Source organism: Halosegnis rubeus (assembly GCF_009184545.1).
Lineage (GTDB): Archaea > Halobacteriota > Halobacteria > Halobacteriales > Haloarculaceae > Halosegnis > Halosegnis rubeus.
Map to the genome: position 1 here is coordinate 293,943 of NZ_QJOW01000002.1, position 20,698 is coordinate 314,640.

At 68.2% G+C, this 20,698-nt stretch carries 20 protein-coding genes and 1 pseudogene; 9 read left to right on the forward strand and 12 right to left on the reverse strand.

Annotation, left to right across the window (positions count from 1 at the left end; genetic code table 11):
• Position 1: 1 nt before the first annotated feature.
• Genes DMP03_RS06135 through DMP03_RS06145 form a run of 3 tightly spaced genes read right to left on the reverse strand, consistent with a single transcriptional unit; the run spans position 2 to position 3,707 of the window.
• The gene (locus DMP03_RS06135; protein ID WP_152119822.1) at positions 2 to 2,620 is read right to left on the reverse strand and encodes a PKD domain-containing protein; all 2,619 of its coding nucleotides are present in this window, start codon (positions 2,618 to 2,620) and stop codon (positions 2 to 4) included.
• Complete coding sequence (locus tag DMP03_RS06140) at positions 2,608 to 3,243, reverse strand: DUF7288 family protein (RefSeq protein ID WP_152119823.1); 636 nt, start codon at positions 3,241 to 3,243, stop codon at positions 2,608 to 2,610. Before DMP03_RS06140 ends, DMP03_RS06135 begins: the two co-directional genes overlap by 13 nt.
• Positions 3,240 to 3,707 (reverse strand): DUF7287 family protein, encoded by a 468-nt coding sequence (locus tag DMP03_RS06145; RefSeq protein ID WP_152119824.1) that lies wholly within the window; start codon positions 3,705 to 3,707, stop codon positions 3,240 to 3,242. Before DMP03_RS06145 ends, DMP03_RS06140 begins: the two co-directional genes overlap by 4 nt.
• Between DMP03_RS06145 and DMP03_RS06150 the strand changes: the two genes are divergently transcribed.
• On the forward strand, positions 3,706 to 3,957 hold the full coding sequence (locus tag DMP03_RS06150; protein WP_152119825.1) for a DUF7125 family protein: 252 nt from the start codon (positions 3,706 to 3,708) through the stop codon (positions 3,955 to 3,957). The genes DMP03_RS06145 and DMP03_RS06150 overlap by 2 nt on opposite strands.
• A 1-nt stretch (position 3,958) precedes the next feature.
• On the opposite strand, the gene DMP03_RS06155 is transcribed toward DMP03_RS06150, so the two are convergent.
• Genes DMP03_RS06155 through DMP03_RS06170 form a run of 4 tightly spaced genes read right to left on the reverse strand, consistent with a single transcriptional unit; the run spans position 3,959 to position 7,408 of the window.
• A complete protein-coding gene (locus DMP03_RS06155) occupies positions 3,959 to 4,468 on the reverse strand; it encodes a DUF7519 family protein (RefSeq protein WP_152119826.1) in 510 nt (169 codons plus the stop codon).
• Complete coding sequence (locus DMP03_RS06160; protein ID WP_225870725.1) at positions 4,456 to 5,730, reverse strand: DUF58 domain-containing protein; 1,275 nt, start codon at positions 5,728 to 5,730, stop codon at positions 4,456 to 4,458. The genes DMP03_RS06155 and DMP03_RS06160 overlap by 13 nt, the downstream gene beginning before the upstream one ends.
• Positions 5,727 to 6,521, reverse strand: a complete 795-nt coding sequence (locus DMP03_RS06165; RefSeq protein ID WP_152119827.1) for a DUF7269 family protein — start codon at positions 6,519 to 6,521, stop codon at positions 5,727 to 5,729. The genes DMP03_RS06160 and DMP03_RS06165 overlap by 4 nt, the downstream gene beginning before the upstream one ends.
• Positions 6,518 to 7,408, reverse strand: coding sequence for a DUF4129 domain-containing protein (locus tag DMP03_RS06170; RefSeq protein ID WP_152119828.1), 891 nt, complete (start codon positions 7,406 to 7,408; stop codon positions 6,518 to 6,520). Before DMP03_RS06170 ends, DMP03_RS06165 begins: the two co-directional genes overlap by 4 nt.
• 84 nt (positions 7,409 to 7,492) lie before the next feature.
• Here DMP03_RS06170 and DMP03_RS06175 point away from each other — a divergent pair, with 84 nt between their 5' ends.
• Positions 7,493 to 8,683 carry an iron-containing alcohol dehydrogenase family protein gene (locus DMP03_RS06175; RefSeq protein ID WP_152119829.1) on the forward strand — a complete coding sequence of 397 codons (1,191 nt, stop codon included), beginning with the start codon at positions 7,493 to 7,495 and terminating at the stop codon, positions 8,681 to 8,683.
• 54 nt (positions 8,684 to 8,737) lie between these two features.
• Here the strand turns inward: DMP03_RS06175 and DMP03_RS06180 are convergent, their stop codons facing one another.
• Both DMP03_RS06180 and DMP03_RS06185 read right to left on the reverse strand, forming a co-directional pair.
• Entirely contained in the window at positions 8,738 to 9,637 is a 900-nt protein-coding gene (locus DMP03_RS06180) for a diacylglycerol/lipid kinase family protein (RefSeq protein WP_152119830.1), read from the reverse strand.
• A 26-nt stretch (positions 9,638 to 9,663) separates the two neighbouring features.
• Positions 9,664 to 11,379, reverse strand: a complete 1,716-nt coding sequence (locus DMP03_RS06185) for a histidine kinase N-terminal 7TM domain-containing protein (protein WP_172967088.1) — start codon at positions 11,377 to 11,379, stop codon at positions 9,664 to 9,666.
• A gap of 125 nt (positions 11,380 to 11,504) precedes the next feature.
• Here DMP03_RS06185 and DMP03_RS06190 point away from each other — a divergent pair, with 125 nt between their 5' ends.
• Genes DMP03_RS06190 through DMP03_RS06200 form a run of 3 tightly spaced genes read left to right on the forward strand, consistent with a single transcriptional unit; the run spans position 11,505 to position 12,451 of the window.
• Positions 11,505 to 11,807: a putative quinol monooxygenase gene (locus DMP03_RS06190; protein WP_152119832.1), complete on the forward strand. Its 303-nt coding sequence runs from the start codon at positions 11,505 to 11,507 to the stop codon at positions 11,805 to 11,807.
• Positions 11,808 to 11,843: 36 nt separating this feature from the next.
• The gene (locus DMP03_RS06195) at positions 11,844 to 12,206 is read left to right on the forward strand and encodes a hypothetical protein (protein ID WP_152119833.1); all 363 of its coding nucleotides are present in this window, start codon (positions 11,844 to 11,846) and stop codon (positions 12,204 to 12,206) included.
• Positions 12,207 to 12,241: 35 nt separating this feature from the next.
• Complete coding sequence (locus DMP03_RS06200; RefSeq protein WP_152119834.1) at positions 12,242 to 12,451, forward strand: hypothetical protein; 210 nt, start codon at positions 12,242 to 12,244, stop codon at positions 12,449 to 12,451.
• Here the strand turns inward: DMP03_RS06200 and DMP03_RS06205 are convergent.
• Both DMP03_RS06205 and DMP03_RS06210 read right to left on the reverse strand, forming a co-directional pair.
• A pseudogene (locus tag DMP03_RS06205) lies at positions 12,448 to 13,806 on the reverse strand (PQQ-dependent sugar dehydrogenase). The gene DMP03_RS06200 and the pseudogene DMP03_RS06205 sit on opposite strands and share 4 nt — an antisense overlap.
• A gap of 46 nt (positions 13,807 to 13,852) precedes the next feature.
• Complete coding sequence (locus DMP03_RS06210) at positions 13,853 to 14,317, reverse strand: pyridoxamine 5'-phosphate oxidase family protein (RefSeq protein WP_225870724.1); 465 nt, start codon at positions 14,315 to 14,317, stop codon at positions 13,853 to 13,855.
• Between the two features lie 61 nt (positions 14,318 to 14,378).
• Here DMP03_RS06210 and DMP03_RS06215 point away from each other — a divergent pair, with 61 nt between their 5' ends.
• The 4 genes from DMP03_RS06215 (at position 14,379) to DMP03_RS06230 (ending at position 18,869) form a co-directional block, all read left to right on the forward strand.
• The gene (locus tag DMP03_RS06215; RefSeq protein ID WP_152119835.1) at positions 14,379 to 14,816 is read left to right on the forward strand and encodes an SRPBCC family protein; all 438 of its coding nucleotides are present in this window, start codon (positions 14,379 to 14,381) and stop codon (positions 14,814 to 14,816) included.
• Positions 14,817 to 14,962: 146 nt separating this feature from the next.
• A complete protein-coding gene (locus tag DMP03_RS06220) occupies positions 14,963 to 16,234 on the forward strand; it encodes an OFA family MFS transporter (protein WP_152119836.1) in 1,272 nt (423 codons plus the stop codon).
• 41 nt (positions 16,235 to 16,275) lie between these two features.
• A complete protein-coding gene (locus tag DMP03_RS06225) occupies positions 16,276 to 17,430 on the forward strand; it encodes a cobalamin-independent methionine synthase II family protein (RefSeq protein ID WP_152119837.1) in 1,155 nt (384 codons plus the stop codon).
• A gap of 41 nt (positions 17,431 to 17,471) precedes the next feature.
• Complete coding sequence (locus DMP03_RS06230) at positions 17,472 to 18,869, forward strand: alpha/beta fold hydrolase (RefSeq protein ID WP_152119838.1); 1,398 nt, start codon at positions 17,472 to 17,474, stop codon at positions 18,867 to 18,869.
• Here DMP03_RS06230 and pyk read toward each other — a convergent pair.
• Positions 18,863 to 20,638: a pyruvate kinase gene (gene pyk, locus DMP03_RS06235; RefSeq protein ID WP_152119839.1), complete on the reverse strand. Its 1,776-nt coding sequence runs from the start codon at positions 20,636 to 20,638 to the stop codon at positions 18,863 to 18,865. The two genes, DMP03_RS06230 and pyk, sit on opposite strands and share 7 nt — an antisense overlap.
• Between the last annotated feature and the right edge of the window lie 60 nt (positions 20,639 to 20,698).

Here is a 20,698-nt window from a genome sequence, read left to right on the forward strand (position 1 = left end):
GTCAGGCCACCCCCGTCCCCTGCACGATTTGAATCGGGTCACCGTTCGAGTCGGTCACGATCGCCGCTGGCTCGCCCCCATCCGGGGGAATGTACGCCAGCACGTAGATGGTGTTTCCGGCGTCGTTGGTGTCCTGCGCGACGAACATGATTTCGCGGTTGGTCGTGGATTCGTCCCACTGGAAGCCGGTCGCGGGTGCCTTCTGTGCAACCGAGGTGAGCTGTCCGCTCCGTCCGGTCGTCTCGCTGATGAGCCGGAGGCTCCCGGAGCTGTCGACGATGGGCGCGCGGTCGATACCGTCGCGGTCGAAGTCGCGGGCCGCTCCCATTCCGATACCGTTGTTTTGCCCCACGCCACCGTTGGAGACCAGGACGTTGTCGCTCGCGCCAGCCTCGTAGAACCGGAGCTGTTGGCTCGTGTCCGCAAAGAGGATGTCCGGCGTCCCGTCGTCGTCTATGTCGGTGACGCCGCCGATTGCCCCGACGCCGTTTCCACCTGGGTCCAGTCCAATCTGTGCGGTGTTACCTGCCGCGTCGACGCGGTAGGCGTTCCCGTTCGCGGTCGCGTACAGGACCGAGAACTGCCCGTTCCAGCGGTCGATACCGATGAGCGTCTGTGTCGTGTCGGGGGCCTCGGGGGCGCTTGCAGACACCAGCGTCTGCTTTTCGCCGTTCGCGTCCACGATACCGAGCGAGCCGTCGCTTGCGACGTATGGAATCTCGGCTACGTCGTCGGCGTCGATATTGACCTGCTTCGGGCCGATAGCCTGCACGCCAGTCGCATCGTAGGTCGTGATGGTGCCGTCCGGGGTAATCGACCGGAGCGTGTTCACACCGCCGTCGGGTGCGACGTAGACGATTTCATCGCGGTCAGTGTATGACGGTTCGGGTACGCCAAGCGAGATGCCGCGACCGTACGCAGTCGGCTCGTCGGGTGCGACCCTGACGACACCGCGCCGGGATAGTTCGGCCGTGTCGTACGTCGCCGGCACGTTGACTGCGTACACCGCCGGGGCGGCGTACGGTTGGCGGTCACCCTCTGGCGGATAGAAGTTCGCCGTCTGCACGTCGGTGCTCGCGCTCGTCCCAGTCGCGAGCGTAAGTTCGTAGCTGCCGGCAATCTGGTCGCCGTTGCGGAAGGCGATATCTGCCGGCTGTGAGAGCCCCGGCGCGAACGGGAACACCTGTCGCCCGTTCACCTCGCCGGTGGTCACGTCGACCGAGAGGCGGTCGTTCGAGCGGTGGCGGATGTCGACCGTGCCGTCGGGCGCAATCGTCGCGACGGTGAACTGACCGCTCGTCGAACTCTCGAAGATGTGGACCGCCCACGTCTCTCCCTCCTGGCCGGTGAGTTCGACGTGGAAGGTGTCGGCGATGGCGGCCGCGTCGTCGCTGGAGGAGTCGGGCACGTCGGCGAGTGAGTCGATGTCGTCGGTCTCGATTTCGAACTGGCGGGCGGTGGCGCTCTCCGCGAGCGTCCAGTCGGGCGAGTCGGGGGTCGCACCCGCCTCACCGAGCGCGAAGTAGCGGTCGCCCGCCATCGGCGCGACGCGGAACGGTGGTTCGTCCGTGCCGTCGCCGTCGATGTCACCGGTGCGTCCGCCCCCGTTCGCGAGGGTCTCGTCGACGGTGATGGTCTTGCGGAGCGTGTCGGTGTTGCCGGTCGCGTCGCTCACGTCGAGCGCGACGATGTAGTCGCCGGCGTCTGCGGGCGTGAAGCTAGTCGTCTCTCCGTTGGGTGGTGAGGGGAGGACCGTCCCGTTGGGTCCCTTGATCCACCAGTCGTAACTTGTGATGTCACCGTTCCCGTCGGTCGTCGCCGTCGCGTCGAGGGCGACCTGTTCGGTCGCGACCGGCACCGTCGGCGAGTGCGAGAATCGCGCGCGAGGCGGCACCTCACTCGTATCGTCGGCCGCGTGTGCGGCGACCCACGCCGTCGTCTCCCGGTCCGGTCCGTTCGAGTCGGACACGGTGAGCGTCACCTCCCAGAAGCCGGATTCGGGGAGCGTGAAGCCGCTCGGGGTCTCGCCGCTTTTCGTGATGGTATCAGTGCCCTCAGTCAGCGTCCAGTCGTACGAGAGGTCGCCGCTCGTCCCGTTGTAATCTTCCGTCGCCGAGGCGTCGAGCTGGAGGTTCTCGTTGGTGGCGTGGACCCAACTGTCGCCGTCGTCGTCGCCGTAGGTGAATCGGGGCGTGACGGGCCGCTCGCTCGTCCCGCCACAGTCGGTGTTCAATGCGGTAAAGACACAGGTCGCATCCTGCTCGATAACGATACCCCGTTCGATGCGGGTGGGGTCGACGCTGGCGTAGGCGGCCTGCCCGCTCGCGTACTGGCGGCCGAGCAGGTCGTTCGTCGCGAACGTGGCGTCGAGAACCGCCTGCTCGACGACGCTCCGGTCGCTTTCGCGCCGGTCGTTGATTCGGTCGAGCGTCCGCCCGAGTTCACGCGACAGCTCCCCCTCGTAGTCGTCGGCCGCGAGGGTCTGGCCCGCTGCGTCGCGCGTCTGAAGATCGTCGGTGTAAAGCGCGGCGTTGAGCACGACGACGAGCGCGGTGAGCGCGATAGCCAACACTAACCCGCCGATGAGCAGCTGTTGGCCGCGCTCGCTCACGACTGCCATGCGACGATCTGCACCTCCACGACCGTGTATATCGTGTCGTCGCCGACCGCGGCCTCGTTGGCGTAGAAGTCGGCGGTGTCGAGCCGTGCCGTTGTCGCGTCGCCGTTGGAATCGAGTAGCACGTCGTCGTCGTACAGCGTGACGTGCGTGCTCGCGGAGACGGCCGAATCCGACGGTGCGCCCTGATACACGAGCGACTGGCGCTCGCTCCCGTACCGCCCCGCGCCGGCCGGCATCGACGCCGGTGATTCCTCGGGTATCGGTGACCGGATGTAGACGTTGTACGTGATGCCGCGCCCACCGAATGCATCCCTTAGGGTGTAACCAAATCGGATATCTCTGGCCGCGAGTTCTGCACCGCTTGTGTAGCCGGTCTCGCCAGCGCCGTGGAACACCCGGTCTTGCTCGTTCCAGTAGCGGAGCGCCTCGCGGAGCTCTCCCTCGCTCGCGGCTCCCGACAACACGTCCGTCGCGAGGTCCTGTTGGCGCTCTTCGAGATACTGATTCGTCGTTGAGGCCGACAGCGGCGTGATAATCGACGACTGGAGGATGAAGACGACGGCACCCAACACGAGTACGGAGGCGGCGACGCCTTCGAGCGTCCACGTCTGGCCGCGGCTCACCACACCGACACCTCCACGCGGACCTGCTGGCCGTCGAGGGTGACCAGCCGCGCCACCGTCGTCGCCCGCTCCGGTATCTCACCCGCCGGTTGCCCGCGCTCCAGCGTCGTCGGCGGGTCCGACGGTGCACGCGGACCGTCGGTCGTCGCCACGGTTCCGTCGAGCGTGACCACTTCGCCACCCTCGCGGACCGCGACGCGGACGTTTTCGTTTCCGATGCCGAGCGCGTCACCGAGCGACCGGGAACTGTCGTAGACGCAGCCGGGCGTATCCACGTCGGCGAAGAAGCCGAGCGTACACGCCGGCGCGAGCGTCCCCGGGTCCGGTCCCGCGAGCATCGTGTCCACGAGCCGCGTCGCCGCGCGGTCGGCCGCGAGCGGCTGGCCCTGTGCCACCTCGAACGGCGAGAACACCGTTGGCACGAACAAGAAGACGAACGACACCGTCACCAGAAAGAGGCTCATGCCGACGGCAAAGTCGATGATGGACTCGGTCGGACTTCTCCACGCGGTCGCGGGCAACGACCTGCCGACGACGCGTGATTGGACGCTGCGTGCCGCGGACCTCATCCTCCGGCTCACGGTCGATTACGACAGCATCGAGCCGGAGACGCTGTTGCGAATCCAGAAGACGCGCGGCAAGCGACCGCCCGACGAGGCGCTCAAAATCAAGCTCGGGCAGGCGGTCGAAATCGACACCTCGTGGGATATGTGAGCTACCGAAGCGCGAGCTCCGCGAGCAACACGCCCCCGAAGATGAGTGCGACCGCGGCCGGCGACACCGACCCCGACGCCAGCGTAAACGCGACGTAGCCCATCCCGGCAATCACTGCCGCCCCGATGGTGGTGACGCCCAGTCGTGCAACCTCTGCCTGTCGAGTCTCGGCGCGAGTTCCGACCTGTGTTGCCAGCGACAACCCCGTCGACGCGAGGTCGTAGGTGACGAACGCGGCCCCCGACGCGAGGACGAGCACCGGCGGCTCGATGCCCGCCAAGCCGGCCGTCACCAGCGACAGCGCGACGATTCCCGCGCCACCGTCCAGATAACGCGGGCTGTGTCGCCGCACCGCCACCGTCCACGCGACGACCCCGACCAGAGCAAGCAGCGCGGCGACCGGCAGTGACACCAACAGAAGCGCGGTCACGAACCCACCGCCGGTGACCAACCCCTGCGTGAGCATCGGCACCCCCGGCTCGAACTCCGCGCTCGCACTCACCGTGACCACCGCCGGCTCGCGCCGACCAGCGTCGTCTCGAACGGCTCGTCCCCCCAGTCGACCACCCGGACGCCGGCACCGCGCAGCCGCGACAGCCGCAGCGACCGCTCGACGGCTTCCAGCGTCTGGCCCGTCGTCTCCCGCCCCGTCGGGTCGGGACTGATGACCGTCACCGGGTAGCCGTGGGCCTCGTACCGGCGAATCGACTCCACCATGAACGGATCGAGCAGCGGCGAAAACACTACCAACTGCGTCCCACCAGAGAGCCGCCGCCGGAGTCGCCGGCGCGCCAGCCACGGCAGGAAGTCCTCGTCCTCGATAGGTGCGGCCGCGAAAGCGGAATCCGTCGCGAACGCCTCGCGAAGCCGCGCCCGGTGTGCCGGTCCGCTGCCCGGTGCGAGCCACGCCGACCCCGGTCCGAACGTCGCTACCCCGACCCGGTCGCCGCTGTCGAGGAGGCTGCCGGCGGTCGTCGCCGCCGCCTCCAGCGACCGCGCTACCGCCGAGTCGGTCGCGCCGACGTGCGAGTCGGCCCGCGTATCCACCACGAGCACGACCGACCCGGCCCGTTCCTGTCTGAACGAGACGGTCGTCAACTCACCTGTCCGGGCGACGCGCTTCCAGTCGATGCGGGACATGGGGTCGCCGTGCTGGTAGTCGCGCGTCGCGTGGAACTCGACGCCCGAGCCGCCGGAGTCCGTCGTCCGCGCCCCGGCATAGGGAGTCTGTTGTGTCCGCAGCGGAACCGTCGTCCGCGCATCGAGCGTCGGAGCCACGTTGAGTTCCGTGGCTCCCGACGCCATCTGCTCGTACTCGCGTTCGTGTGTGCCGGTCGCATCGCGCGCCAGCACAGTCGTCGGCCCGAACGGGTGAAGACCGACTCGCGTCGCGAGCACGTACTGGAAGCTGGCGCTCTCGCCGGCCCGGAGCGCGGTCGCGTGTCGCGGCGACCCGGTCTCGACGGTGAGCGCCGGCGGCACCCCGTCGAGGATTCGCAGGTCGGTCGCCGGCCCGCGTCCCTCGTTCGTCACCGTCACCGTCACCGTGGTCTGTTGGTCCGGTCCGGGCGACTGCTCTGAGACCGCTCGCTCGATGGCGAGGTCCACCTCCGGGGGACGACTCGCCGCCGCCAGCCCGCCTGCCGCGACCGCGAACACCGACACGAGCAACGGTCCCGGCGCGTCGAGAATCACGGCCGCGGTCAGCCCGGCGAACGCGAGGGCACCGACGCCAACCCACCGCAGCGTCTCGCGGTCGGCGGTGACCGTCACGGTCTCCCCTCCGCGGCTCCGTCGTCGCTCCGTTCGTCGCCGTCGGTTCCTGTCGTCGCGTCCGTCCGTTCGGATTCGGCCGCACCTGCTGTCGCGTCCGTCCGTTCGGATTCGGCCGCATCTACTGTCGCGTCCGTCCGTTCGGATTCGGCCGCACCTACCCCCCTCTCCGGTCGACCGTAATCTGTCACGTCGCCTGCCCCCATCGCCGCGGTCTCAGACAGCCGTTCGTCCAGCACGGCGACGACCCGCTCGGTGCTCCGCTCGAAGACGGTCGTCTCGGCGAACAGACTCCGGACCGACCGCCGACCCTTCACGTCGGTCCGTGCTTCCGCCAGCAGCTTCTGGGGTATCTCGCTGTCCTTGGGAACGAAGAACGACGCTGCCTCCGGGTCGTCGGTCCACGTTCCCGCTCGCAGTTGTTCGTTTGCGGCCGTCTCGCTGTGGCCCTCCCGGACGAGCATCTGGACCGCGGCCTCGCGGAGGCGGGTCCGCACGGCGGTCTCGTCTTTTCCGGCGCGGCGCGTCTCCCCGGTCGCGGCCGTCTTCACCTGCTCGTCGAACTGGCTTCCGGGCGGCTCGACTGCGACCGTCTCCAGCGTCGGCAGGTCCGGGGTGTCCGGGTCTGCACGCGCCCGCCGGGTCACCCCACCGATGACGCCGAGCACGGCGAGAAAGCCGACGAGCGAACTCAGCCCGTCCGCCGGCACGAAGTCAGCGACTCCCGGAGCGACCGTCGCCACGAGTCCGACCGCGACGACCACGACACCGACCGCGAGCAGTCGTCTCATTCCGCCCCCCCGCGTTCGACGCTCCGGAGCGCGCGCTCTGCGCGGTCGGTGCGGTCGTCGGTCACGGGGTACTCCCCGTATCTCGTCTCCTCGAACAGCCGGGTGAGTTCGGCCACGTCCTCGCGGTCGAAGCCGGCCTCGACCGCGGCGTCGGCGAACTCGGACGGGGTCGCCGACTCGGGGCGGTCGATGTCGAGGGCCGCGGTCATCTCCTCCCACGCACGGTAGATCTCGTTGTCCACGTCGACGCCGGCGGCCACTCGGTCTGCCGCCTCGGCTGCCGTCTGTGCGACGGTCTCCGCGTCAGCGTCGAGCGCGGGCTGTTCCGGCTCCGGCGTCGTCGTCTTGCTGCTCCGTCCCGACAACAGAAACAGCAGTGCGCCCCCGAGCGCGAGGAACGCGATGATACCACCCAGGATGACGGGCGGCTCCGTCGCCTGTGACACCGTCTCGCCGGTCGAGACGACGCCGCCGGCATCGCCGCCGACGGAGACGTTCGTCCGGTTGCCGCCCTCGCCAGGAGTTACATTCCCCTCTTCCATCGTCTGAAGCACGAGCGCGACGAGCACGAAGGTCCCGACGACCGCGGCGACGGCCTTCGGGCCGTGTCGTCTGAGAATGTCGACCGTACTGACGACGAGTAGTACCGCGACGAGCACCGCGAGCACCTGCTTCACCACCGGCGGTATCGAGGCAATCGTGTCCGTCGTCGTCTGCGGGTCGGTACGCAACTGCCCGTCCTGTCGCTCGACGCCCCCGCCGGCTTCTGTCCCGACGCCTTCCCCGCCCCGTTCGCGCTCCAGCGAGTCGAGCGCGCCGGCGGCGACCCCGAGCCCGACGACTAGGACGCCGACAGCGAGGAGGGCGACGACGCGCTGACGGTTCATACCGTGTGACACACATCAACGCAGTTATCTGTTGTGTCTCTCCACCCGCGGTACAGTTTTCTCGCCGGCGGGAGAGACCACCACATGGACACGCCGTCCCCGTTCCGATTCGACTACCACCCGGGCACGATTCGCTTCGGTGCTGGCACCGTCGACACGCTCGCCGAAGAACTCACGACACAGGGTATCGACAGCGCGCTCGTCTGTTGTGGCGAGAGCGTCGGCGCGACCCCCGAGGTGCGCGACCCGGTCGAAGCCGGGCTCGGTGACCGCCACGCCGGCACCTTCGCCGGCACGAGTGCGCGCAAGACCCTGAGCGAGGCCGCCGCCGCCCGCGACCGCTTCCGCGAGACCGACGCCGATGCGTTCCTCGCGCTCGGTGGTGGCTCTGCCCTCGACGTGGCGAAGGCCGCGGCCGTCCTGACCGCGAGCGAGCAGTCGCTCTCGGATGCGGCCCGCGCGCTCGCTGACACCGGGACGATACCGATTCCCGACGGCGACCTGCCGCCGCTTCTCGCCGTCCCGACGACCCTCGCCGGGGCCGACCTCTCACAGATGGCCGGCATCACCGCCGGTCCAGAGTCGGGAGCGCTCGACGAGCGCGTCGCCGGCGGGCTCAGCGACCGCCGACTCATGCCGATCGGGCTGTGGTACGACCCCGAACTGTTCGTCCACACGCCCGCCGGCATCCTCGCCGCCTCCGCGATGAACGGCTTCGACAAGGCCGTTGAGACGACCTACGCCGCGAACGCGACCGCCGTCACCGACGCGACCGCGATTCACGCGCTCCGGCTCTGTCGCGAGTCGCTCCCCGAACTCGGCGGCGGGACCGACGACATCGACGTGCTGTCTGACGCCGTCGCCGGCATCATGCTCGCGCAGTACGGCATCTCCAACGGCGGCGAGTCGACGCTCTCGCTCATCCACGCCTTCGGCCACGGGCTGACGGCCGTGAGCAGCGTCCAGCAGGGGGCAGCCCACGGTGCCGTTGCCCCCCACGCGCTCTCGTATCTCTTCTCGGCGGTCGACGGTCGCCGTGACCTTCTCGCCGAGGGGCTGGGGGTCGACTCAGCCGACGGTGCCGTCGAAGCGGTCGCCGAAATCCGCGACGGACTCGGCTTACCGAGCCGACTCGCCGACACCGCTGTAGAGGAGTCCGCGCTCGACCGCGCGGCCGAAATCACCTACGAGGACGGACTCATGGCGAACGCGCCGCCGGGACTGGACGCGACGGAGACGGAGCTTCGGGACGTGCTCGAAGCCGCCTGGGATTGACATCCTCCCCGCCCTGAAGGGCGAGGCTTTCGCCTCGTATTTCCCGCAATCCGACTACCCCGGCGTCGGGTCGTACGTCGGTCCGACGCGCAGTGACAACAGTCGTTTCTCGTTCGTCAGCTCGAGCCGTTCGTGGGTCGCAAGCTCCCCGTCCCGCGAGAAGGTAATCGGTTCCGGCCCGGTGACGGTGAGTTCACTCGCCCGGATGTGGGTGACGCCGTCGGTCTCCTGCCCGAGCACGCGGTGGCCGACCGCCTCGGCGACCAGATTGCCGGCCGGCATCTTGTCGACGATGGCCACGTCGAACAGCCCGTCTTCCATGTCGGCTTGGCCCCCCTCCTCGATGAACTTCCGCGCGTTGCCGACCAGCACGCAGGTGGCTTCCCCCTCCCACGTCTCCGTCCGGCCGGCGACGGTCGCCGCCAGTTCGATGTCGATGCCGTCGAAGCCGAGCGCCTCCTGGACGCCAGTCACGACGAACGCGAACGTGCCGAACCGGGACTTGAGGTCGCTGGAGGCCGCGAGACTCGCGTCGGCCGGCAACCCGGCGATACAGGAGACGACGAACGGCTTCCCGCCGGCGACCCCCACGTCGATTTCCCGGACCGGTCCGCTGTCGGCCAGCTCTACGCCGTGTCTGAGATCGCGGATGCCGAGCGCGTCCGCGAGGATGTTCGCCGTCCCGCAAGGAACGACTCCGACCGTCGGCTCGCCGAGCGCGTCGCTGTCGGCCAGACCGCGCAACACCTCGTTGATGGTACCGTCGCCGCCACAGACGGCGAGTTCGGAGACGCCGTCAGCGCCGGCTTCGCGCCCGAATCGGACGGCGTCCTCCGGCCCGGTCGTCTGCTCGACGGCGTAGCCGCGCCCTCTGAGCAGCCGCTCGGCGTAGTCGGCGTGGTCTCCGGTCCCGCTCTGTGGGTTGACGATTGCGCGGCGCGACCCGGCCTGCATGCCCGTATCGACTCGCTCGCCCGTCTTTAGCTTCGCGTGTCGGTCGCCGGCCGGACGGCTGCCCCCGAGACGACGACCCGGAGTCCGTCGTAGCTTCCGTCGATGTCGATTTCCCATTCGTGGCTCGTCGCGAGCATACGCGCGACGGCCAACCCGAGCCCGGTGCCGGGGTACTTCGTCGCGTACCCGTACGAGAGAAACACCTCGGCGTCCTGTTCGTCGATTGATTCGGCGTCGTCCTCGAAGACGAAGCCGTCCTCGCTGGCCGTCAGCCGCACGGACACCTGTTCGTCACCGGAGCGGTCGCGACTCGCCCGCACCAGCGTCGAGAGCAGCATCTCGAACTGCTCCGGGTTCGACCGTACCTCTCCGTCCTCCGCGACCGTGAGCCGCAGGTTCTCGACGCCGTTGACGGCGTCCATCGCGGCCTCCGCCAGTGCTCCGAGCGACACCCACTCCCGCTCGCCGTCTGCCTTGCTCGCGTGGGTGACGCACAACAGGTCAGTGACGATCTCTTCCATCCGCTGGCTGTTGGCGGCGACCTTGTCGACGTGCCCCTGAACGCGGTCGCGGTCGAACGACGGGTCGTCGACGTCGTCGAGCTCCGACCGTATCATCCCCGCGTAGCCGTCGATGACTCCGAGGGGATTCCGGAGATTGTGGGCCGCGGAGTAGGCGAGCTCATCGAGGTGTTCGTTCTGGCGTTCCAGCCGCCGGGTCGCAGACCGCAGGTCGGAGATGTCACGGAAGACCAACGACCGGCCGCGCGTCCCGTCGACTCCGACCGGCGAGGCGATGACCGAGTAGTGGGTGGCGTCGTCTTCCCCGTCCACCTGTACCGTCTGTCGGTCGATGGCGTCGGCGTCGAGCTGGCGGGCGAGCCCCGGGTTGGTGGCCGTGAACGGCTCTCCGGTGGTCGGGTCACCGAACGTCTGTACGAAGGCCTCGTTGGCTGCCAGCACGTGGCCGCCGGTGTCGACCACGACGGCGGGGTCGGCGAGCGTATCGAAGACGGACCGCCGGGCGATAGAGACCGTCCCCGAGAGGTCAGACCGGACGGCGACGAGGACGCCGAACGCGCCGAAGGCACCCCCGCCGGCGGTGACGGCCGGCGGGTACTCGATGAGCAGGTCACTCACGACCGGGAGCAGGTTCGCGGAGATGGAGAGACCGAAGCCGACGAGCACCGACAGAATCGCGGGACGGGTGATACGCGCGTTCCAGAATCGAATCGCGAGACACCGGACGCTGGCGAAGGTGAACAGATACGACGCACCCGTGAGTACGTGGTGTGCCGGACCGCGCTCGGCGAGGAAGACGGGGATGTTGTAGCGGTACTGGACGGTGATGTCGGTCCAGACCAGCCCGTGGAGCGAGTTCGTTATCGGAAGCACGAGTGCCGCCATCAACGCGCCGATGACCAGATATCTCCGCCCAGGTATCGGCAGCGGGTCCTGTCCGCAGTACACCTGTGCGAACCGGAGCCAGACGACCGAGACGACGATGGCCATCAGCAGGGAGCCGGCAAACAGCGGACGGACAGCGAACTGCCGTGGGACGAGAAGCAGCCCGACAGAACACGCGTTCCAGCAGCCGATAGCGACGAACAGCGCCGTCAACTCCCGCTCACCCGCGGCTGTTCCCTGGCGGGCTAACACGGTAGCGAGCCCGAAACACGCCAGCGTCACCCCGCCGAACACGAGGAGATACGGGAGTCTGACCGGGTCGAGCACCGGTGGCATCGTTGAAACCATTATCACATTGTCGTATAAATTCGATTACTGTATGGGCTACATAAATACGACGAGTGTTTGACATGCCTCGGTGTCACGTAGGTTTTTATATCGCGTGTGCGACGGTGTAGGCGATGATTGTCCAACACGCCACGATACCGCTCAGCCCCGACGCCCGCGAGGACGGACTCGACGCACTGCGCGAGCTCGGTGAACAGTCCAGAGCCGAGTCGGGTGTCGTCGAGTACCGCGTCACCGTCGATGCCGAGGACGACACGCTCGTCCACATCATCGAACGGTACGAAGACGAGAGCGCCCTCGGCGCACACAGCGAGAGCGACCACTTCGCCGCTTTTCAGGAGGCGCTACCCACCTTCCTCGGTGGCGACCCCGAAATCGTCCGGTTCGACGTGGCGGAGACGACACAGGTGATGTAGCCAAATCGCTTTCCGACTCCGACGGCTACGTCTGGTATGGAGACGCTTGAGCTCCCGTCGGGGGAGACGGTCACCCCCGAAGACGTGTTTCATTACGAGGAGTATCCCTATCGGTTCGAACCCAGCGACGACGCCGACGCTGCGTTCGTGCTCTCGCCGCTCTACTGGGGCGGCGGCCAGATGGACGTACCCGTCCCGTCGATGGAGGCGTTTCGCGCCGAGTGGAGCGACCGGTCGCGCGGCGTCCTCTCGGAGACGGAGTGGGAGACGTGGCTCGCAGACGCCCGCGGCGACGACCGCTACGACGACGCCGAACTCGACGCCATCGCCACGGAGCTCGGTCTCGACGACGGAGCCGGCGGGCTGTTGGCGCGCATCCGGCGGCGACTCTCACTGTAGGAAGATTTTTCCCCGTCTCTCGCCCGACGGCAAGCGTGAGCGACGACCAGCCCACCGTGCCGATTCGCTGTCCGGAGTGTGGAACCGAGACGCGACTCCCGCTCGACACCGTCGGCGACGCGCTCGAACGCCACAACGAGAGTCGCCACGACGGCGAGCAGGTCGCGACGGTCGACCCCGCCATCCGGGAGCAGGTCGCGGAGCTGGCGGCCGCCGATTTGGGGCTGACGGACGGGTCGAACTAAGCCGCCGTGATACGGACGAGCACGTCGTCGCGCTCGCGGGGAAACTCCTCGCCGGCCCGACCGTCTCGGTTCGAGGTAATCGCGTAGAGCGCGCCGTCGGGTCCGGTTTCGACGTGGCGAATCCGTCCGAGTTCGTCCGTCAAGAGCGTGTGGCTCGTGGCCGTGTACTCGTCGTCGAGCCAGTCGGCTTCGTAGCGCACGCCAGTCTCGCCGAGCGGCGGCGTCTCGCCCTCGCGGGTGAGCGTGAACGCGACGAGCTGTTGGCCAGCGAGCGCGCCGACGAGATACCGACCGGCGAGCGGACCGTCGCCGTCGTGGAACGTCGCCCCCGACGGTGCCCACACCGTCTGTGGAACCGCCCCGCTCGCCAGCGGCCGGTGGTAGTCGGTGCCGGCGTAGCTCTCGGGACGCCGGGCTTCCGGCCAGCCGTAATCCTCCCCGGGGACGAGGCGGTTCACCTCGTCCGGACCGGGGCCGTGTTCGTCGATAATCGGCGTCGCGTCCGGGAGCCAGTCGATACCCTACGGGTTCCGGTGGCCCATCGTGTACGCCTCCGGCGCGTCGAAGCCGGGGTTGTCGGGTGCCGGCTCACCCTCCGGCGTGACGCGCAGAATTTTTCCTGCGAGAGAGGCGGGGTCGGCGGCGCTGTCAGGGTCGTTCGCGTCGCCGGTCGTCACCCACAGATAGTTCGCCGGCCCGAAGGCAATGCGGCCGCCGTTGTGGATGTTCGCGGCCGGCGTCGTGAGGAGCACCTTGCTGTGTGCCGCGGGGTCGTCCGCGCTGGCGTCGAGATACGCGAGCCGATTCTCGATGCCGTCGTCCGTCTGAACGGTGTAGTAGACGTACACCAGCGGCGGCTCCGGGTAGTTCGGGTGGGCGGCGACGCCCATCGTCCCGCCCTCGCCGCCTTTCACGAACCACGAGGCGTCGTCGCTGCCCGGTTCGACCGAGCCGGCGTCGATGGCGTCCTGCGGGGCGGCGATGTCGGAGACGGTCCCGGAGTCGTACACCCTGACCCGGCCCGTCCGCTCGGTGATGAACAGCCGCTCTCCGACAAAAGAGAGGTCCCACGGCACGTCGAGATTCTCGACGAGCACCTCGATGTCGTACTCGCCTTCGGGATTCGTGGTCGGCGCGGTCCACTCGGGGTCGTAGCCGTCCCAGGCGGTCGCGTCGTGCGCGAGGGACGTGTCGTACGTCGGTGCGGTGGGGGTGGCCGTCGGCGTGTCGGTCGCTCTCGGGGTTCCGGCTCCGGCTCCGCCGCCATCGCCGCCGCTGTTTGCACAGCCGGCGAGTCCGGCGAGTCCGACGGTTAGCCCGCCGGCAAGCAGTTCGCGCCGCGTGCGCCCGTTCATGGCTACGACTCGGGAATCGGCTGATAAATCCCTTCTGTCACACCGGTTACGCCGAGTCGCCCTGCAGGCCGGTGACCTCCTCGATTTCGAGCTCGTACCCCGTAATCGAGAGTCGGCGGGTGCCGACTCCCGAGAGGTCGGGCGTCCACGCGTTGTCGCTGATGAGCTCGCCGATGTCGCCCCACGACTCCTGCCCGAGTTCGGTGAGCGGGCCGAAGGCGAGCACGCTCTTCCAGTCGGTCTGTTCGTCCACGTCGTAGACGGTGAGACAGGCTCGGTCGGTGTGTTCGGCGAACTGCTGTTTCATGCTCGCCTCGCCGAAGGTGTAGAAACCGAAGAGTGCGCGGCCGGTCTCGTAGCCGAAGGAGACGGGGACGGCGTACGCCTCGTTGCCGTCGGCGAGCGATAAGACGCCGGTCCCCTGCTCGCGGAGGAAGGTGTCCACCGCCGCGTCGTCCATCGCCGCTGCGCGCGTCTCGTGGTCGCTCATGCCGCGGGCTAAGACTCCCATCGGCATAGTGTCGTGGGGTCGCGGGCTGACCTTTTTGCCGCCGCCGCACCTGATTTCGAGTATGCTCTCGGTCAGTGAAACCGTCGCCATCGACGCCCCGCTCTCGGACGTGTTCGCGTACATGGACGACCCGCACAACCAGGCCGAAATCACGCCGTCGCTGTCGGACGTACGCAGCGTCGAGGACCGCGGCGACGACGGGAAGCGACTCGATTACACGTACACGATGGCCGGCGTCTCGCTGGACGGCACGCTGGAGACCACGACGTACGAGCCGGAGTCCCGCGTCGTGTTCGACATGGTCGAAGGGCCGCTGTCGGGCGAACTGACGTGGGAGTTCGAGACGACCGACGACGGGACGCGTGTCACCTACAGCGCCTCGTACGAACTGCCGTCCTCGGTGCTCGAAGCCGTCGTCCGTCCCTTCGCCGAACGCTACAACGAACGCGAACTGGAGACGGCCCTCCAGAACCTGAAGACGCGACTGGAGTCGGCGTAGGCCAACACTTTCGGCGACAGCCGGTGACACACATCACGTGACCGACCCGTCGCCATTCGTTGACGACGGCCGTCACGCTCGGTGCGGCGATTGAGTGACGGCCCGCGACCGGTACGAATACCCGTCCCCGTCGCAGAGGATGGACAATGAGTTCGAGTGGAGCCGACCCGGCAGCGCGCGCACGCGAGGAGTTGGGCTACTCGCGGTGGTGGCTCATCGTCGCCGCGGCGGGCGCGATGGGCGTCATCAGCCCGTATCAGTACGTCTGGTCCTCTATCGAGGGGCCGCTCGCGACGGATTTTGGCGTTGAGCCGGCCGTCCTCGCCCCGATTTTCACCGTCTTCGTCATCTTACAGGCCGGCTCGCAGTTCCCGGTCGGCTGGTGGCGCGACCGCCACGGGCCGAGACGAATTACCACGCTCGCCGCCCTGCTCGCCGGTGGCGGCTACGTCGGCTTAGCGTACGCGACGGCCGTCTGGCAGCTGTATCTCTTCTACGCGCTCGGGGCTGTCGGCGTCGGTATCGTCTACACCGTCTCGGTCAACACGGCGCTGAAGTGGTTTCCAGACCGGCGGGGACTGACGACCGGCGTCGGAACGATGGCCTTCGCCGGCGGCTCGGCGCTGTTCGTCCCCTACGTCCGGGCGAACGAGACCGTCGGGGCCTACAGCGAGGTACTCCGGAACATGGGCATCCTCATCGGCCTGCTCGTGTTGGTGGCCGCGGTAGTCATCCGTGACCCGCCGACCGAGTGGCAGACCCGAGACGAGGAAAGCGACACGACGAGGAGCCGTCCCCACCAGTTCACGTGGCGCGAGACGCTCCGGACGTGGCAGTTTTGGGTGATGTACGCGATGTTCATCGCCGTGAGCGGAGCTGGGCTGATGGTGACCGCACAGGTGGTCTCCTTCGCTGAGGCGACGAACCTGGCCGACCGCATCCGAATTCTGGGAGCGAGTCTCGACACCGCGACCCTGTCGGCGACCGTGCTCCCCGTCGCCGCGGGCGTCGGTCGACTCGTCATGGGTGAGTTCTCCGACCGGTTCGAGCGCCGGCGGATGATGGCCGTCTCCTTTCTGCTGTGTGGAATCGGCGTCGCCGGGCTGGTGTACGCTGCCAGCGCCGGCGCGCCCACGCTCTTCGTCGCCAGCGTCGTCCTCGCGGTGTTCTTCTGGAGTCCCCAGTACACTCTCTTTCCCAGTATCGTCGGCGAGTACTACGGCCTGACACACTCTTCTTCGAACTACGCGCTGTTGTACTCGGGGAAGATGTGGGGCGGCGTCTTCGGTGGTGCCGTCGTGGCGTGGCTCGTCACCCGGACCGGTTGGTACACCGCGTTCGGTCTCGGTGGGGTGCTCGCGATGGCTGCCGGACTCACCGCGCTCCTGCTCCGGCCGCCGACCCAACCGACGGAGTAGAAAACCCACAGTTATATTTCTACGCACAAGTATTACTGAGTATGCCAAACGACTCACGGCAGATTCCGACGACACACATCGGTAGCCTCCCGCGTCCCCCGGAACTGCTCGACCTCCTGAAACGGCGACAAGACGGCGAGCAGGTGGACGAACAAGAGTGGGCCGAGACGGTACGCGAGGCGACCGAGACGGTCGTCCGGCGGCAGGTCGACGCCGGTATCGACATCGCCAACGGCGGCGAACAGCCCCGCGTCTCGTTCAACTGGTACGTGAAAAACCGGCTCAGCGGTATCGAGGGGACCGAGACCACGGCGCTGTGGGCCGACCTGCAGGACTACCCCGAGTACGCCGACGAGACGTTCACCACCGACGTACTCGACCTCTCCGAGCATCCGGTCGTCACCGGGCCACTCGAGTACACCGGCCGCGAGGAGGCCGAGACCGAACTCGCCGTCTTCGAGGACGCGCTCGACGCGACCGGCGCGACGTTCGACGACACGTTCGTCACGAGCGCCTCGCCGAGCGTGGTCACCGCCACGCACGTCGACGAGCACTACGGCGACTACGAGGAGTATCTGTTCGCCGCCGCCGACGCGATGCAGACTGAGTACGGACTGCTCGCCGAGGCCGGCTACACCCTCCAGATCGACGCCCCCGAATTGCTCACCGTCGGCCAGACCGACGCCTACGCCGACGCCTCGCTGGAGGAAATCAAGCAGGCCAGCCGACTCCACGTCGAGGCGCTCAACGACGCGCTGGAGAACGTCCCCGCCGAACAGGTGCGGCTCCACACCTGTTGGGGGAGCTACGAGGGACCGGGCCACCGCGACACCGACCTCGCGGAGATGTTACCTATCCTGTACGAGGCCGACATCACGGGTCTCAGTGTCGAACAGGCGAACCACCGCCACCAACACGAGTACCGCGCCTTCGCCGAACACCCCGTCCCCGACGGGTGGACGCTGATTCCGGGCGTCGTCGACGTGAAGACGAACATCATCGACCACCCCGAGACAATCGCCGACCGGCTCGAACGGGTCGCCGACGCCGTCGACGACGACACGCCACTCGTCGCCGCACCGGACTGCGGCTTCGGCACACAAGCCGGACTCGGCATGGTCAGTCCCGAAATCGCGTGGGCGAAACTGGAGGCGCTCGACGAGGGGGCCGCCATCGCGAGCGGGCGTCTCGCCTGAGCCGGGGCAACGGTTATGTGTCTCTCCGTTCTGTTGTCACTATGCAGACGCGCCGCAGACTCCTCCAGACGGCCGGCGTCACGGCTTCTTTCCTGCTTGCGGGCTGTAGCAGCGACGAGCCGACGGCGACCGAGACCGACACGTCGACGGAGACGCCGACAGATACGGAGACAGCGAGTCCGACGCCCGCTGGACCGACCGCCGTCGCACTGCGCGACCGCACCCGCGCGTACGTCGAACGTCTCGTCGACGGCGAGTACACGACGGCGATCGAGGAGTACGAGTACACCGACGCCGTCACACAGCAGCTAGACGCTGCGACGCTCGAGTCCGTCTGGACGACACAGACCGAGGGACTCGGCGAGTACGTCGAAATCGCGACCGTTCAGTCGGCCACCCAGCAGGAGTTTCTCGTCACCGACGCGGTGGTCAGATTCACCGGCGGTCGGGTAATCATCCGACTGGTCTACGACGACGCCGGCCGGATCGCTGGCATCCAGTTCCCCAGCGCGGGGACGTACAGCCCACCGGCGTACGCCGACACCAGCGCGTTCACCGCGCAGTCGCTTTCGCTCGATACCGGCGACGGCTGCACCCTGCCGGCCGAACTCACCCTCCCGACTGGGGACGACTCGGTTCCGGGTGTCGTGCTCGTCCACGGGAGCGGTCCTCTCGATATGGACTCGACAGTTGGGCCGAACAAGCCGTTTCGAGACCTCGCAATGGGGCTAGCGAGCAACGGGGTCGCCGTCCTCCGGTACGGAAAGCGCACGAGCGCCTGCAACGTGGACCCCGCCGCGCTCTCGCTCGACGCGACCGTCACCGACGACGCGCTTACGGCGGCCGCGACGCTGTGCGAACAGGAGCGCGTCTCCCGGACGGCGGTCGTGGGACACAGCCTCGGTGGAATGCTCGTCCCGCGGCTGTTAGCGCGCGACGATTCGCTCGCCGGCGGCGCGATGCTCGCTGCACCAGCCCGCCCGTTGGTGGAACTGATTCCTGAGCAGATGCGGTATCTGCTCTCGCTGGACGGTGAGATTTCCGACGGCGACGAACGGCGACTCGCGTCGGTCGAGGAGACGATTACCCGGATTCGCAACGGAACTCTCGACGCCGGCGAGCGACCGTTCGGACTCGGCGGTCCGGCCTACTGGCGAGAGCTCCAGGCGTACGACCAGGTCGCGACCGCCGGCGACCTCGACCGACCGCTCTACTTCCTGCAGGGCGAGCGCGACTATCAGGTGAGCGTCGAGCGCGACTTCGGGCGCTGGCAGGAGACGACGCCCGGCCGGTTCGACGCTTACCCGTCGCTCAATCACCTGTTCGTGAGCGGCGAGGGCCAGTCGACCCCGAACGAGTATTTCCGGCCGAGCAACGTCGCCGAAGGGGTCACCACCGACCTCGCCGACTGGGTCAGAGGCGAGACGGGCGGCTACTGACCCGTCCCGGCGGGCAGGTCGGCGTGAGCGCGGTCCACGCGGCCCTCGTAGACGACCCCGCGATTCGCGTCCACGGTGACGGTCGTTCCGTCCGCTATCTCCTCCGGTAGGACGGTCCCCACAAGCATCGGGAGTTCGAGTTCCCGCGCGAGGACGGCCGCGTAGCTCGTCAGCCCGCCTCGCGCGTCGATGATACCGGCGAGGTCCGGGATCTCGCCGGTGAGGCCGTCGTCGAAGCCGTCGTCGAGGACGGCAATCGCGCCGTCTGGCACCTCGGCGAGGTCGCGTTCGACTCGGTGGACGAGACCGGTCTGGTATCCACTGACGGCGACGCGCCCGGTCGCGAGCACGGCCGCAGCGGTGTGTATCTTCAGCGTGTTCGTCGTGTCGACGCCGCTGATGTCGTTCATCATCCCCGCGAGCGCGACGACCGTCTCGCCGGAGGCCGCAATTCCCGAATCGAGCGCGGCGGCGATGGCGTCGTGGATGACGGCGTCGGCTCCGTCGCCGGAGAGGTCCACCCGGACCGGCGTGACGTTGCCGCTCAACACCAGCCGGCGGCGGACGCTGTCGTCGGGCGTCGCGGCGACGATTGGGGTCTCAGGGCGGTACTTTGCCACCTTGCGCGCGGTGTAGCCGGACTCCGAGGCGACGACGATGGTGGAGGCTCCCACGTCGCGGGCGAGATAGCGGGCCGACCGGGCGAGCGCGTCCGTCGCCGACTCGCCCGCGGCCGGCACCCGCTGCTCGCGGAGTTCGGCGTACTCCTCGCTGTCGGTCACATCCCGGACGATACGGTCCATCGTCTCCACGACGTGTACGGGATGGTCGCCGATCGCCGTCTCGCCCGATAGCATGACGGCGTCCGTCCCGTCGAGGACGGCATTCGCCACGTCGGTCGCCTCGGCCCGCGTCGGTCGGCCGGCCGTCACCATCGAGTCGAGCATCTCCGTCGCCGTGATGACCGGCACGCCGGCCTCGTGACACCGCCGGATGATGCGCTTTTGAATGAGCGGCACCGTCTCCAGTGGACACTCGACGCCGAGGTCGCCGCGTGCCACCATCACCCCGTCTGTCGTCTCCACGATGGAGTCGAGGTTCGCGACGGCGTCGGAGCGCTCGATTTTTGCGACGACCGGTATCTCGGCGTCGCGCGCCTCCAACGCCTCGATGATGCGGTACACGTCGTCGCCGTCGCGCACGAACGACGCCGCCACGAAGTCGACTTCGGCCTCGGCCGCGAGGTCGAGTTCCCGCTCGTCGCGCTCGGTGATAACGTCGAGTCCGAGGTCCACGCGCGGGACGTTCACCCCCTTCCGGCTGCCGAGGTCGCCGCCGTCGTCGACGGTGACGACCACCGTTTCGCCGTCGACGCGCTCGACGGTCGTCTCGATACGCCCGTCGTCCAAGAGGACGCGGTCGCCCGGCTCCACGCCCGACAGCGACTGTGACACGCCGACCTCGGTCGCGGTGACGGTGTCGCCGGTCGTGAGCCGGAGTTCGCTCCCCGTTTCGATGTGGACGGGGTCGTCGGTGGGTGCGGTCCGAATCTCCGGGCCGGGCAGATCGAGCATGACGGCCAGCGTGTCGTCGCGCTCGGCGTCGACGCTGCGGACGTGGTCGATGGCCGTCGCGCGGTCGTCGGTCGCGCCATGGCTGGCGTTGAGCCGCGCGATGGAGACGCCGGCGTCGGCAAGCGCCGCAATCTGACTTCGCTCGTCGGACGCCGGCCCGAGCGTCGCGACGATACTGATAGGTGAGGGGGACATACGCCTCCGTTCTGGTCCCTCGTATATCACTCTCCGCCCTCGCGACCACAACACATTTTT

What these genes read in the sequence shown, in the direction of transcription:
- DMP03_RS06215 (WP_152119835.1), top strand. Translation starts at nt 14,379, where the DNA reads ATGCTCTCGGTCAGTGAAACCGTCGCCATCGACGCCCCGCTCTCGGAC.
- DMP03_RS06230 (WP_152119838.1), top strand. Translation starts at nt 17,472, where the DNA reads ATGCAGACGCGCCGCAGACTCCTCCAGACGGCCGGCGTCACGGCTTCT.
- DMP03_RS06165 (WP_152119827.1), bottom strand. Translation starts at nt 6,521, where the DNA reads ATGAGACGACTGCTCGCGGTCGGTGTCGTGGTCGTCGCGGTCGGACTC.
- DMP03_RS06180 (WP_152119830.1), bottom strand. Translation starts at nt 9,637, where the DNA reads ATGCAGGCCGGGTCGCGCCGCGCAATCGTCAACCCACAGAGCGGGACC.
- DMP03_RS06210 (WP_225870724.1), bottom strand. Translation starts at nt 14,317, where the DNA reads ATGGGAGTCTTAGCCCGCGGCATGAGCGACCACGAGACGCGCGCAGCG.
- DMP03_RS06220 (WP_152119836.1), top strand. Translation starts at nt 14,963, where the DNA reads ATGAGTTCGAGTGGAGCCGACCCGGCAGCGCGCGCACGCGAGGAGTTG.
- DMP03_RS06185 (WP_172967088.1), bottom strand. Translation starts at nt 11,379, where the DNA reads ATGCCACCGGTGCTCGACCCGGTCAGACTCCCGTATCTCCTCGTGTTC.
- DMP03_RS06195 (WP_152119833.1), top strand. Translation starts at nt 11,844, where the DNA reads ATGGAGACGCTTGAGCTCCCGTCGGGGGAGACGGTCACCCCCGAAGAC.
- DMP03_RS06175 (WP_152119829.1), top strand. Translation starts at nt 7,493, where the DNA reads ATGGACACGCCGTCCCCGTTCCGATTCGACTACCACCCGGGCACGATT.
- DMP03_RS06225 (WP_152119837.1), top strand. Translation starts at nt 16,276, where the DNA reads ATGCCAAACGACTCACGGCAGATTCCGACGACACACATCGGTAGCCTC.
- DMP03_RS06190 (WP_152119832.1), top strand. Translation starts at nt 11,505, where the DNA reads ATGATTGTCCAACACGCCACGATACCGCTCAGCCCCGACGCCCGCGAG.
- DMP03_RS06145 (WP_152119824.1), bottom strand. Translation starts at nt 3,707, where the DNA reads ATGAGCCTCTTTCTGGTGACGGTGTCGTTCGTCTTCTTGTTCGTGCCA.
- DMP03_RS06170 (WP_152119828.1), bottom strand. Translation starts at nt 7,408, where the DNA reads ATGAACCGTCAGCGCGTCGTCGCCCTCCTCGCTGTCGGCGTCCTAGTC.
- DMP03_RS06150 (WP_152119825.1), top strand. Translation starts at nt 3,706, where the DNA reads ATGCCGACGGCAAAGTCGATGATGGACTCGGTCGGACTTCTCCACGCG.
- pyk (WP_152119839.1), bottom strand. Translation starts at nt 20,638, where the DNA reads ATGTCCCCCTCACCTATCAGTATCGTCGCGACGCTCGGGCCGGCGTCC.
- DMP03_RS06135 (WP_152119822.1), bottom strand. Translation starts at nt 2,620, where the DNA reads ATGGCAGTCGTGAGCGAGCGCGGCCAACAGCTGCTCATCGGCGGGTTA.